This is a genomic window from Rhodococcus sp. P14, assembly GCF_000256505.1.
Classification (GTDB): Bacteria; Actinomycetota; Actinomycetes; order Mycobacteriales; family Mycobacteriaceae; genus Rhodococcus; species Rhodococcus ruber.
In genome coordinates, this window is the sequence record NZ_AJFC01000307.1 from 1 (window position 1) to 12,399 (window position 12,399).

The following is a 12,399-nucleotide window of genomic DNA, read 5'->3' on the forward strand; positions in this document are numbered from 1 at the left end:
CGACCGACTGCTGCACCACGCCCATGTGGTGATCACCGAGGGCACCTCGTTGCGACTGCAGGACGCCACCACCGGACGAGGGGTGATGCCGTTGACCTGACCCCCTATGCGGGAGATCAGCTGACCGCCGACAGGGAGATCAGCTGTCCGCGCACAGGGACACGACCTGTCCGCCTACGGGGATGTCCCACTGTCCCTTGACATACACCATCCGGCAGATGAAAACCAATTAGAAGTTGTAGGCGGGACAGTCGTCCAGGATTCTTGTAAACATGTCGACGAGGCCACTCAAATCAGAATTGGCTCTGGCCGCATGACAAGCCTGGTATAGCTCCTCGGAGGCCGTGAGACTCCAATCCAACCCGAGAGATTGTTCAGCAAGCAGCTGATCGAAGAACTCGCGGGTAGTTCTGCCATTTCCCTCACGGAACGGATGAGCATAGTTCACATAGTCGTATAGATAAGCGATTCTTTTCGGGAGTTTATCTCTAGGAACTGTGCGCAGCTGTTTCGAGTCTGCAATCTCCATGGCGACATGATGCATCGCCTGTTGGATATTTGCGGGTGGGCAGAAAGACTCTCCCCACTTCTCGGTGCCGACGGTCCGGAGGGATCCAGCCCACTCGTACACATCCTGAAAGAGATGTCGGTGGATGGCCGACAGATGGGACAGGTCGTAAGACCGAGGAGCCACCAGCCCGGGCTTTTCACGCAGTTCGAGCAGCCGGACCTCGCTGAGGTCGGTCTCGGCATCGTGCAGTTGCTGGACTGTGGAAGCCCCGACCCGGTTTCTCAGAACCTGGGTGCCCGGAATGAAATAACCGTCCCAGTCGCGCTCGTGGTCGCCAGTGTTCCAAGGGGCTGTGGGCGTCACCGGTCGAATGCCGCCTGTACCCTCACGCCAAGTTGTAGCGCTGACGCACTCGCTCAGCGAGTGCGTTTACATCGATCTCTCCACGTGCGTAGGCAAGTTGGTCGGCACGGGTCGCGTCGGTGCTGCGAGCTCCCTCGAGCTCGGTATTGCGCCGAATCGCGCGTAGCCGCCGTACGCGCTGTGCCACCGCCTCTGCGTTCGTCATCGACCCACCCTCTACGCATGTACCTGGACTGTCAATTCTACATACAATCCGGCAGGTTGAGACGGAGTGTGTGATTCACGAGGTTGCGATTGCTTATGCCCAAGGGGTGATGAACGACCTGTGTGGCCCTCCGGCTTGTTCAGTTTGAGCGCACGTCGGAGCGTTAGATCCGTGGGGTCGCGGAGCGTTTTGGGTTGACATAAGAGCCGGTTATCGGATGTCGCGCGTGGGTTACAGGTGGCGACGGCTGGGCTGATTCATTCCTACGCATGCTCGCCGCGGTGACGACGATGTGGACCGCGTTCCCGACGTTCGTCGACTTCGGTAGCCGGGCCACGGTGGTGTTGCCGCGTTATTCTGAGCTTGTCCGCAGAGGTGGCACATGGTATCGAGGGAACAGCGGAGACGCCTGGCTGCTGTAGTGAAGTGGTCGCGTCGTCGTGCCGGGGCAGGTCGTTGCGATGGCGGGCGGTGATCCGCAGGCGACCCAGCGCGAGGACGCGACGTCCCTCGCTGCGGAACTCGCGGCCGTGGGGTTCGAGGACGCCGAGCAGATCGGCCGTGGCGGCTTCGGCCTGGTTTATCGCTGCCGGCAGCGGACCCTGGACCGGACGGTCGCCGTCAAGGTCCTGACCGTGTCGTTGGACGAGGAGAACCTGGCTAGGTTTCTGCGGGAGCAGCGGGCCATGGGCCGGTTGACGGGCCATCCCCATATCGTCCCTGTGCTGCAGGTCGGAACAACCGACAGCGGCCGGCCCTACCTGGTGATGCCGTACTACCCCCAGGATTCGCTCGACGTGCGGATCCGCCGTCAGGGCCCGCTGTCGGTGGACGAGACCCTACGGGTGGGGGTCCGCCTTGCCGGCGCCTTGGACACGGCCCATCGGCTGGGAGTGCTGCACCGGGATGTCAAACCCGCGAATGTGCTTCTCACCGAGTACGGCGAGCCGGTGCTGACCGACTTCGGGATCGCCCACATCGAAGGGGGCTTCGAAACCGAGACCGGGGCGATCACCGGGTCGCCGGCCTTCACCGCGCCGGAGGTGCTCAGCGGCGAGCGGCCGAGTGTGGCCTCGGACATCTACGGACTCGGGGCGACGTTGTTCGCGGCGCTGACCGGGCACGCGGCGTTCGAACGCCGACAGGGGGAGCAGGTCATCGCCCAATTCCTGCGGATCACCACCCAGCCGGTCCCGGACCTACGCGAAGACGGATTTCCCGACGAGGTCAGTCGCGTGGTCGAACACGCGATGGACGCCGATCCGCGCCGCCGCCCGAGCACCGCCGCGGACTTCGGGCACGAGTTGCAGCAAGTCCAGCTCAGTCGTGGGCAGCGCGTCGACGAGATGGCGCTGGTCGAGGACAGCGGCCGGCTTCCGCCCGGATCGCCCGGTGCGGTGAGTCCTGTCCGCCGGGTGGGGAACCTGCCTGCGGATTCGACCACCTTCGTGGGCCGTCGGCGAGAGGTGTCCGCCGCGAAGAAGAAGCTGACGACCTCCCGCGCGGTGACCCTGACCGGGATCGGCGGGGTGGGCAAGACGCGGCTGGCGCTGCGGGTCGCGGCCGAGCTGCAGCCGCGATACCGCGACGGGGCGTGGCTGGTCGAGCTGGGAGAGCTCCACGATCCGGCGCTGCTCGTCGAGGTCGTGGCCGAGGTACTCGACGTGCGCAATTCCCCCGGCCGGTCGCTCGAGGATGCGGTGGTCGAGTTCGGGGCTTCGCGGCAGCTGCTGCTGGTGCTCGACGATTGTGAGCAGATCGTCGACGCGGTGGCGCGGTTGGCGGACCGGGTGCTGCGGCACTGCCCGCAGCTGCGCGTTCTGGCCACCAGCCGCGAACCCCTCGGTATTCGCGGCGAGGTGAGCATGCCGGTACCGCCGCTGTCGGTGCCGAGCCCGGATGAGCCCGGATCGCTCCGGGCGGCGCGACGCTTCGATGCGGTGAAGCTGTTCGTCGAGCGGGCGGCAGCGGTCGCGCCGGATTTCGCGTTGACCGAGCAGAACCGTGCCGCGGTGGTGGAGATCTGTGCCCGACTCGACGGACTGCCCTTGCCGATCGAGCTGGCCGCGGCCCGGATGCGGGTGCTCTCACCCGAGCAACTCCGGCAACGCCTGGCCGAGCGGTTCACCGTCTTGACCACGGCGGAACGGCACGTGCCTCCACGACAGCGGACGCTGCGTTTGTCGATCGACTGGAGCTACGAGCTGTGCACACCCGGCGAGCAGCGGCTGTGGCAACAGCTCTCGCTCTTCGCCGGCGGCTTCGGTCTCGAGGCGGTCGAGTACCTCGAGGGCGGCACCGGGACCCCCACCGGCGTTCTCGACCGGGTCACCGCGCTGGTCGACAAGTCGATCGTGATGCGGGAACAGCACCAGGGTCAGGTGCGCTTCCGGCTGCTCGAGACGATCCGGCAGTACGGTCGGGAGAAGGCGCAGCACGGTGAGGAGTATGGGCAGTGGCGGCGCCGGCTCCGGGAGTGGTTCGAGCAGATGGTCCTGCGGGCCGAGAACGAGTGGATCAGTCCCCGGCAGTTGGAATGGATCACCTGGGTGAACTTCGAACTTCCGAATCTGCGGGAGGCCCTTGAGTTCGCCGCGACCGAACCCATCGATACCGGGGTGGATCCCGCACTGCGGATGGCCACCGCACTGTTCCCGTACTGGGTGGCCCGCGGGCTGCTCCACGAGGGTCGCCACTGGCTCGGACGTATGCTTACGCGCCCTCACGTGTCCAGCAAGGACAGGGTCGAGGCGCTGTATGCCCAGAGCGTTCTCGCCGAGTTGCAGGGTGATCTGGTCACCGGGGCTGCGCTGGTGGAGGAGAGTAGAGCTCTGGCTCAGAGCACGAAAGAACCGCTTCTGGATGCTCGCGTCGATCACGCTGCCGGTCTTCTCGCGTTGTACAGCGGGGACCTGGACCGAGCCTGTACACATCTGGAGCGGGCACTTGGAATCTTCGATGCCGAACATCACCTTTCGCAACACGTCTGGATTCTGGTGATGCTCGGTCTCGGGTATGAATTGCAAGGCGACACTGCTCGTGCGATCGAGAGTCACCGGACAGTGCTGGCCATCACCGAGGCGCACGGTGAGTTGGTGTATCGGTCCTACTCGCAGTGGGCCTTGGGTGTGGCGCTGTTCCAGGAGGGGGAGTATTGCGAGTCTCGGGCGATGCTCGAGCAGGCGCTCGGTGTCATCCGGAGTGTCGGCGAGCCTCTCGCTGCGGCGGTATGCCTCGAAGCGCTGGCGTGGGTCGCGGGCGTCGAGCACCGCGCCGAGCGTGCTGCCGTGCTGATGGGCGCAGCGGAGTCGTTGGGACGTGCGGCCGGAAGCTCGTCGGTTCTCTTCCAGGTGCTCGACCGCATTCATGCGGAATGTGAGAAGTCCACTCGGATTTTCCTCGGTGACATGGAATTCGAAGCTCGTCTGCGCCACGGGAGAGGGCTCGGGCTCGACGACGCCGTCGACTACGCCCTCGATGACTGATCCGTCACCAACGATGCTTTCCTCATCCATCCCTTTCGGGAGCTGGATTGCACGGGGTTCTGGGGTGGCCGGCGGGCCCCTCACCCCTGCGACTGCGGGACCTACCGCCCCACCTGTGAACGCATCCCCGGTCTGTCGAGGTGAATTGGTGGAAAACCGAACACCCCGCCGAGGAGAAGGCGGGGTGTTCGGCTCCGGTCGATCACTCGACCGAGACCACGATCACCGGCAGGGGAGAGGCGACCGTGGGGATGGTGGGTAGTCCGGCATTGGCTGGTCGGTGGGTCTTTTCGCCGGGGATCGATGATGGAAGGGGTACATCGACCGGTTCTGCGACGCGCTGTCGTATGGCGTGGCAGTGGCCGCCGTCGACGTGGACGGCGATGCCGGTGATGTAGCCCGCTCGGGGCGAGAGCAGGAAGGCGGCGGTGTCGCCGAACTCGTGTGCTTCTCCGACCCGGCCGAGCGGGATCCGCATCCGGTCGGCCATCGTGTGCAGGTATTCCTCGACGTCGCGGCCCGCCTCGAGTGCGGGGCGCTGGATTTGGCCGCTGCGGATGACGCCGACGAGGATCGCGTTGACCCGGACCCGTCGGGCCCGAGTTCGGTGGAGAGCGCATTGGTCATGCTCAGCCCCGCGGCGCGCAGAGGGGCACTCGGCATGGCTTTGCGCCCGGGGGTGCGGGCGCCGGTGCTCAGGACGTCGACCACGGCCCCGCGGCTGGTCCGCAGGTGTGGAAGGGCGAGGCGGATCGCACGGGTCGCGGCGAGGAACTTCAGTTCGTAGTCCGCGATCCATTCCTCGTCGGTGACGTCTTCGAACCGGCCGCCGGTATGCACGCCGACGGCGTTGAGCAGTCCGTCGAGGCGTCCCCATCGGTCGGTGGCGGCGTCGATGAGAGTGGTGAGGTCGTCGATGCGGGTGACGTCGGCGGGGACCGCGTGCACGTCGTGACCGAGGGCGGTGACGGCGTCGTCGAGCCGACGCTTGTCGCGGCCGCAGATGGTGACGTGGGCGCTTTCGGCGAGCAGCGAGCGCGCGGTCGCCAGACCGAGACCGTCGGAGCCCCCTGTGATCACGAACGCCTCACCGTGCACACCGAGATCCATCCGTCTGCCCTTTCTCCTCGAGTTTCGCGCCCTGAGACCCGGGGTCGACGTGAGCGGTCAAACCAACTCGGAGGCGCGTCGACTCCTCTGGGACAGCTTTACTGCGCACGCTTCGGCCAGATTGCGCTTTGCCGCCAGTCCCAAGCCGAGCGTCGGACGTGACTGCAGCAGGGTGTGCAGTCGTAGGTAGAAGGTGTACGGCGTGACGCCGAACTGGGGAAGGATGTATTCGTCGCCCCCATCGAAAGGGAGCCACTTGGTTGCGAAGTCGATGAACTCCTGGTCTTCGGTGGTCATCGATCTCTCCTTTCGTTCATGTTGTGCCTCGGGGGTAACGGACCGGAAGGGAAGTATTGATCCGTACGGGGATTCGGCCCAGTGTGAGAAGTTCGGGTGTCTTCGGGTATCTCATGGACTCGTCTCCAGTGTTGCAAACAATCATTTGTTTTTCAATACCGGGAATGCTCCCCGGGTCCACTCGGTCCAGTGGGGTCTTCGTCTATGCGTCAGGCGGTGGGGGCCGGAGGTAGGCCTGACGTGTGCCGAGCTCGGCAGAGGCCTGGACCGCTGCGATCATCCGGTGGCGGGTGAGGGCGTCCTCGAATCGGGGAGCGGTGTGCGTGCCGTGGGACAGGTCGAGACGAATGTGCTCGTATGCGCACCGCAGGGCATAGGCGAAGTCCCGGGTTCCGTTCCACTGCGGCCCGTAGCGGTCCGGGATGGGACGCTCGACGAGCTCGTGCGCCGTGCCGGTGCGTGTGCGGACGCGCAGATGCCCGTATTGCAGATGTCCGGTCGTGCTGTCGACCACGATGTCACCGTCCGTACCGTTGATCACCCACCGCAGGTTGATGCCGGTCGACTGGCCGCCGCGGTAGTGGGCGGTGGCCACGATGCCGCTCGTCAGGGTGCCGGTGACGGCGACCTGGTCTTCGGCGGTCGTCGGCACCTGCTCGTCGCTGCCGCGGATTCTCACCAGGGGTCGGCGTGGTGCCGTCGTGGCGTTGAGGGAGTGAATTCCCCCAGGCTGTGGCACACGGTGTCCAGGGCATGCCCGAACGGGATCGTCATCATCGTCGCCCCGTTGTCACGGTCGAGCAGGTAGGTCACTCGTGGATCGATCTCGGCACCCCGATGGCCGCCCGAGCCGATCGCGGTGGTCGAGAGCACGCGGCCGATGCCGCCGTTACGTACGAGATCGCGGAGGTGTCGCACAGCGGGCAGGGAGCGGCCCTGCAGACCCACGAATGCCGGCACCCCGGTGCGTTGCGCCAGTGCGGTCAACTGTTCGGCCTCGGCCGGATTCTGCGCAAGCGGCCATTCACAGAGCACCGCCTTTCCCGATCCCAGTGCCGCTTCGACGAGTTCCTTGTGCTGGGGTACGCGGACCGCGACGACGACCAGATCGAGATCGGGACGTTCCACCAACTCGGACACCGATCGACACGCATGGGCGATGCCGTACTTCGCGGCAGCCGCCTCGGAGGAACGTGGCGAGCTGGCAGCAAGCGCATGAACCTGCCACGCCGGGCTCGATGCCAGGGCCGGTAGGTGGGCGGTGGCGGCCCAGCCGCCGTGAGCACTCAATCCCACGATGCCGACGCGCAACGGGGGAGAAGGCGATGCGCGCACGGTGTCGATGGCAGAAGAAGTGCAGGACACGGTCCCTCCTCGGGCAGATGGGGGAAAGACCGCCGACGTTTCGAATTCTCGTCCGGAATCGTCCAGGTCGGCGCGGGACGACTCGGTTATAGCCAGCAATACCCGATGTGTGCAACGCAGTGAGCGGCTGCGGGCACCCGAGGGCGGTGACCGGACTCCCGCAAGGTGCTCGATGTGGTGCTTGACACATCCACCTGCACGTCCCTACCCTTAAAACAAATGATCGTTTTCAGCCCTGAGGACAACCCCCAAGAGGAGGGTGTAGGCGTGACGGAACAACAGTTCGGCCGAGACATGTTCGCCGACTTCGACATTGACGATCCTCGGTTCAACGAGCACTTCACCGACGTGCTCGACGCATTCGTGGCCAAGTGCCCGGTGGCCCGCAGCAACGTCGGAGCCGGCTACTACGTCATCAACCGCTACGAGGATGTGCGCCGGGCCGGCCAGGACTGGCAGACCTTCAGCAGTGCGAAAGGCTTCCAGCCGAACCGTCCGGACGGGGTGCCCTACCTGTACCCCGAAGAGTCCGATCCGCCGTACCACGACGAATGGCGGCGTGTGCTCAACCCCTTCTTCGCCCCGCGTGCCGTGGCGGAGTTCGAAGACCAGATCCGCGCAGACGCCAACGAACTGATCGACGGTTTCATCGACAAGGGTTCGTGCGACTTCGTCGCCGACTTCGCCGCGGAACTGCCCGGTCGCGCCTTCTTCAAAAACCTCGTCCACGTCCCGGTCGAAGACCTGGCGATGCTCCTCGAGGCCATGGACAATGCAATCTACGGCCCGGTGGAGGAACGGGCGGAATCGTTCGCCAAGGCATTCGGCTACCTCGGGGAGCACCTGGCCAAGCGGCGCGACAACCCCGGCCCCGGTGACCTGCTCGACACCATCGCCGCGGGCGTCGACAAGGACGGCGAGATCTGCCCATGGGAGGACCGGGTCTCGATCATCACCGACCTCACCCTCGGCGGTATCGCCACCACCACCTATGCCATGTCCGGGGCGATCCACCACCTGGCGACCCACCCCGACGACCGCAGAGCCCTGGCAGCCGATCCCTCGCTGATCCCCAATGCGATCGAGGAATTCGCACGCGTGTTCCCTCCCGTCGTCGCCCTCGGCCGGTCGGTGACCCGCGATGTCGAGGTGGCAGGGACGCAGTTCAAGGAAGGCGATTTCGTGCTCCTGAACTACGCCTCCGCCTCCCGCGACCCCGACGCGGTGGAAAACCCGACCGTGCTCGACATCCGGCGAGAAGGTGTGGTTCACACCGCATTCGGTGTGGGTGTGCACCGCTGCATCGGGTCGCACCTGGCGCGACTGGAGCTGCGAGTGGTCTTGGAGGAGGTACTGCGTCGCATACCCGAGTTCGAGGTCGCTCCGGGGCAGGGTCCCCAGTACGAGACCGGTGTGCTCCGCTCGATGACCACCCTGCCGCTGGTCTTCTCGCCCGGCGCAGCAAAGTAACTGGAGGCGTGATGAAGTACCGCGTGGATCCTCAACTGTGTGTCGGACACGGCCGCTGCTGGACGGTGGCCAATACGGTGTACGACGCCGACGACGAGGGCTTCAACAACTCCAAGGGTGAACTGATCACCGTCGAAACCGGGCTCGAGGACGCAGCCCGTCGCGGCGCCCGCAGTTGCCCCGAGGGCGCGATCGAAATCCTCGAGGGCTGAACGTCCCGCTCCCGCGGTCGGGCGGGTCTGCCCGTACGGCAGACCTGCCCGACCACCTTCCCGACACCTCATCTTCTTCCCCCTCCCCGCGGGGGCCGTGTTCCGCGTAGCCACGGTGCAGACCTGACCCGAAGCAATGCCCCCGACCCATGACAAGGATGCGATCAGCATGAGCAAACAACTCGACGGCCAGGTCGTTCTGGTCACCGGCGCAGGATCCGGCATCGGACGGGCCACCGCGGAACTGGCCGCCCGCGCCGGCGCGACCGTCATCTGCACCGACGTCAAGGCGGCCGACGAGACCGCCGCGGCGATCACCGCCGCCGGTGGCACTGCCGAGGGCTACGAACTCGACGTACGGGACCGATCGGTCTGGCAGACCGTGGCCACCGAGACGGTCGGCAAATACGGCCGGATCGACGGATTGTGCCAGGTGGCGGGCATCGTCTCGCCCACTCCGGACACCGCCGTCGACCTCACCGAGGACGGCTGGAACCTGATCCTCGACATCGACCTGAAGGGCATGTGGCTCGGCATGCAGGCCGTGCTGCCGGCGATGATGGAGGCGGGCGCCGGCAAGGTCGTTAACGTCTCGTCGGTCGCCGCGCTGATCGGCATGCAGAACACTGCAGCCTATGCCGCGGCCAAGGGCGGCATCATCGGGATCTCCAGGCAGACGGCCATCCAGTACGCCGCCGACAAGATCAAGGTCAACGTCATCGCCCCGGGCACCATCGAGACCCCCATCCTGGGGGACATCCCCCAGGAACTGTACGACGCGATGATCGCGGGCACGCCCGCCGGCCGACTCGGCAAGCCGGACGACGTCGCCGCCATGGCCGTGCATCTCCTCGGACCGGGCGGAGATTTCATCACCGGTCAGACCTTCGTCATCGACGGTGGCTGGACCGCTCACTAGCTCACCATCGCCGGATCCGGTTCGACCGCCGCACATCTAGGAACTCACGATGTCTTACGTTGTCACCCAGCCCTGCTGCAATGACGCCTCGTGCGTCGAGGTCTGCCCGGTCGACTGCATCCGCCCCACTCCCGGGGATCCGGAATACCGCACCACCGAGATGCTCTACATCGATCCTCAGACCTGCATCGACTGCGGCGCCTGCAAGGACGCCTGCCCGGTCGATGCGATCTACTACGAGGACGAGCTCCCGGAGAAATACGAGCGGTACCGCGAGATCAATGCCGAGTACTTCCAGCGGCATCCCCTCGAGTCGAAGGGTCTTCCCTTCGTACCGCTGTCCTCGGTGAAGGTTCCCCGCGAGGAAGTGCCGTTGCGGGTCGCCGTCGTCGGCTCGGGCCCGGCCGGTGCGTACGCGGCGGACGATCTGCTCGTGCACGGCCCCAACGGCGCCGTCGAGGTCGAGATGTTCGACCGCCTGCCCACGCCCTGGGGCCTGGTGCGCGCCGGGGTCGCACCCGACCACTTCGGCACCAAGGAGGTCACCGATGTGTTCCGCAAGGCCTCGACCAAACCGGCATTCCGGTTCCACCTCAACGTCGAGGTCGGAGAGCACCTTACACACGAGGAGTTGCTCGAATACCACCATGCGGTGATCTATGCCGTCGGGGCTCTACGCGACCGCAAGCTCGGTGTTCCAGGCGAGGACTTGCCCGGCAGCCATGCCGCCACCGAATTCGTCGCCTGGTACAACGGGCATCCGGACTACGCGAATTGCACCTTCGACCTCAGCGCGGAACGCGCCGTGGTCGTCGGCAACGGCAACGTCGCCCTCGACGTCGCCCGGATTCTCGTTTCCGACCCGGACGAGCTGGCACGGACCGACATCGCCGAACACGCTCTGCACGCCTTGCGGAAAAGCAACATTCGCGAAGTCGTGGTGCTCGGGCGGCGCGGTCCGGCGCAAGCGGCCTACACCAGCCCCGAACTGATCGCCCTCGGACGCATTCCCGGGGTCGACGTGGTGGTCGACCCGCGGGAACTCGATCTCGATTCGAACAGTCGCGCTGCGGTGCACGGGATCGACGGCCCGTTCTCGATGCACCTCAAGACTCGGGTCGCCGAGGAATACGCGCGACGAAGCCCGAATCCATCCCACAAGCGCATCGTGCTGCGTTACCTCACCTCGCCGACTCGGATTCTCGGATCCGACCGGGTCGAGGGGATCGAACTCGTGCACAACGAGTTGTTCCAGGGCGAGGACGGCACGCTCAAGGCTCGTGCGACCGACCGCGCCGAAACCCTCGAGGCCGGATTGGTGTTGCGTTCGATCGGATACCGGGGCACCGCGGTACCAGGGGTTCCTTTCGACGACGAACGCGGGATCATCCCCAACGTCGACGGACGGGTGATCGATCCGCGGACCGGTCAGCCGATTCCCGGTGTCTATACCACCGGCTGGGTCAAGCGTGGACCATCCGGAGTGATCGGCACCAACAAAAAGTGCGCCCAGGACACGGTCACGGCGTTGTTCGCGGACATGTCGTCGGGACGGCTGCCCAAGCCCAAGCCCGGTCATGACCGTGAGACGCTCGCCGCGCTGGTGACCGCGCGGCAGCCTCGAGTGGTCGATCTGCGCGGCTGGCAGGCAATCGACGCCGCCGAAAAGGCGCAGGGACGTGAACAACGCCGTCCCCGCGCGAAGTTCACCGACGTCGAAACGATGCTCGACGTCGCCGACGGCGCGATGCACCCTTCCGTGTGACCCGTGTGACCCGTGGGGCCGGTCGCCGAGACCACCGGCGACCGGCCCCACGGCTCGAAATCAGCGAGGGCGCTCCGTCGGTGCGCAACGCTGCACCATCCTCGAGGGACGGCCACGGACGGCCGCCGCGGTGTTGGCGAGGCGTGTCGACAGGGGCGCTTACGGCTGCGAACGCTACTGCCGGCCGTCGAACGCATGTCGGCCACGACTTCGTGAGGACCGGTCCGGCGGCGGGCAACCCCCGGGCATGCGTCAGCGCGGGTGCCGGGGCTTGGCAACGTACATCCCCATCCCGCAAGAGCATGCGACGAGAGCGCCGGTCGGGACGGCTACGCCTGAATCAGCATCCCACCCGTGTGGTGCGGAACGGTGGAAGTCGTCGTCCCTGTCCGAGGACCGAGAGTGCAGCGACGAGGCTGGCAGCCCCCATCGCCAACCAGGCAAACGAGTACGAAGCGGTCGTGACGAGAACTCCCATCATCGCGGGTCCTACGACGCCACCGCCGAAGTATGCACCTTGGACCACTCCGGAGGCCGGTGCCACCGCATCGCTATACCGGCTCGTGACCCCGTGTACGAGCAGCGGGATCCACGACCAGCCGGGCACCAAGACCAAAATCAGTCGGGCGACAAATGCTCCGGGAATCCCTGACGCCAACAGAACGAACCCCCCCCGCCGCCGGCCACCATCATCATC

10 protein-coding genes and 2 pseudogenes are annotated in these 12,399 nt (G+C 65.9%); 6 read left to right on the forward strand and 6 right to left on the reverse strand.

Going from position 1 to position 12,399, the window contains the following annotated elements; translation table 11 throughout:
• Positions 1 to 100: pseudogene (locus tag OEY_RS31510) on the forward strand (ATP-binding protein); the annotation flags it as partial.
• Positions 101 to 229: 129 nt separating this feature from the next.
• On the opposite strand, the gene OEY_RS29930 reads toward OEY_RS31510, so the two are convergent.
• On the reverse strand, positions 230 to 874 hold the full coding sequence (locus OEY_RS29930; RefSeq protein WP_010595891.1) for a Fic/DOC family protein: 645 nt from the start codon (positions 872 to 874) through the stop codon (positions 230 to 232).
• 22 nt (positions 875 to 896) lie between these two features.
• On the reverse strand, positions 897 to 1,079 hold the full coding sequence (locus OEY_RS30925) for a hypothetical protein (RefSeq protein ID WP_083847019.1): 183 nt from the start codon (positions 1,077 to 1,079) through the stop codon (positions 897 to 899).
• 461 nt (positions 1,080 to 1,540) lie between these two features.
• Between OEY_RS30925 and OEY_RS0121810 the strand changes: the two genes are divergently transcribed.
• Positions 1,541 to 4,564: a protein kinase domain-containing protein gene (locus OEY_RS0121810; protein WP_010595892.1), complete on the forward strand. Its 3,024-nt coding sequence runs from the start codon at positions 1,541 to 1,543 to the stop codon at positions 4,562 to 4,564.
• Between the two features lie 202 nt (positions 4,565 to 4,766).
• On the opposite strand, the pseudogene OEY_RS31515 reads toward OEY_RS0121810, so the two are convergent.
• The 4 genes and pseudogenes from OEY_RS31515 to OEY_RS31045 form a co-directional block, all read right to left on the reverse strand.
• Positions 4,767 to 5,674 (reverse strand): annotated as a pseudogene (locus tag OEY_RS31515) (SDR family NAD(P)-dependent oxidoreductase).
• 57 nt (positions 5,675 to 5,731) lie between these two features.
• Positions 5,732 to 5,971 (reverse strand): hypothetical protein, encoded by a 240-nt coding sequence (locus OEY_RS0121820; protein WP_010595893.1) that lies wholly within the window; start codon positions 5,969 to 5,971, stop codon positions 5,732 to 5,734.
• 202 nt (positions 5,972 to 6,173) lie between these two features.
• Positions 6,174 to 6,650: a Gfo/Idh/MocA family oxidoreductase gene (locus OEY_RS31040; RefSeq protein WP_202800290.1), complete on the reverse strand. Its 477-nt coding sequence runs from the start codon at positions 6,648 to 6,650 to the stop codon at positions 6,174 to 6,176.
• Positions 6,647 to 7,336: a Gfo/Idh/MocA family protein gene (locus OEY_RS31045; RefSeq protein ID WP_337460025.1), complete on the reverse strand. Its 690-nt coding sequence runs from the start codon at positions 7,334 to 7,336 to the stop codon at positions 6,647 to 6,649. The genes OEY_RS31040 and OEY_RS31045 overlap by 4 nt, the downstream gene beginning before the upstream one ends.
• Positions 7,337 to 7,603: 267 nt before the next feature.
• Between OEY_RS31045 and OEY_RS0121830 the strand changes: the two genes are divergently transcribed.
• The 4 genes from OEY_RS0121830 to OEY_RS0121845 all read left to right on the forward strand — a co-directional run bounded on the left by OEY_RS0121830 (position 7,604) and on the right by OEY_RS0121845 (position 11,702).
• Positions 7,604 to 8,806, forward strand: coding sequence for a cytochrome P450 (locus OEY_RS0121830; RefSeq protein ID WP_010595894.1), 1,203 nt, complete (start codon positions 7,604 to 7,606; stop codon positions 8,804 to 8,806).
• Positions 8,807 to 8,817: 11 nt separating this feature from the next.
• Positions 8,818 to 9,018, forward strand: coding sequence for a ferredoxin (locus tag OEY_RS0121835; protein WP_010595895.1), 201 nt, complete (start codon positions 8,818 to 8,820; stop codon positions 9,016 to 9,018).
• A gap of 169 nt (positions 9,019 to 9,187) precedes the next feature.
• Complete coding sequence (locus tag OEY_RS0121840; RefSeq protein WP_010595896.1) at positions 9,188 to 9,937, forward strand: SDR family NAD(P)-dependent oxidoreductase; 750 nt, start codon at positions 9,188 to 9,190, stop codon at positions 9,935 to 9,937.
• Between the two features lie 49 nt (positions 9,938 to 9,986).
• Entirely contained in the window at positions 9,987 to 11,702 is a 1,716-nt protein-coding gene (locus OEY_RS0121845) for an FAD-dependent oxidoreductase (protein ID WP_010595897.1), read from the forward strand.
• Positions 11,703 to 12,399: the final 697 nt, after the last annotated feature.

What these genes read in the sequence shown, in the direction of transcription:
- OEY_RS30925 (WP_083847019.1), bottom strand. Translation starts at nt 1,079, where the DNA reads ATGACGAACGCAGAGGCGGTGGCACAGCGCGTACGGCGGCTACGCGCG.
- OEY_RS0121810 (WP_010595892.1), top strand. Translation starts at nt 1,541, where the DNA reads ATGGCGGGCGGTGATCCGCAGGCGACCCAGCGCGAGGACGCGACGTCC.
- OEY_RS0121820 (WP_010595893.1), bottom strand. Translation starts at nt 5,971, where the DNA reads ATGACCACCGAAGACCAGGAGTTCATCGACTTCGCAACCAAGTGGCTC.
- OEY_RS0121835 (WP_010595895.1), top strand. Translation starts at nt 8,818, where the DNA reads ATGAAGTACCGCGTGGATCCTCAACTGTGTGTCGGACACGGCCGCTGC.
- OEY_RS0121840 (WP_010595896.1), top strand. Translation starts at nt 9,188, where the DNA reads ATGAGCAAACAACTCGACGGCCAGGTCGTTCTGGTCACCGGCGCAGGA.
- OEY_RS0121845 (WP_010595897.1), top strand. Translation starts at nt 9,987, where the DNA reads ATGTCTTACGTTGTCACCCAGCCCTGCTGCAATGACGCCTCGTGCGTC.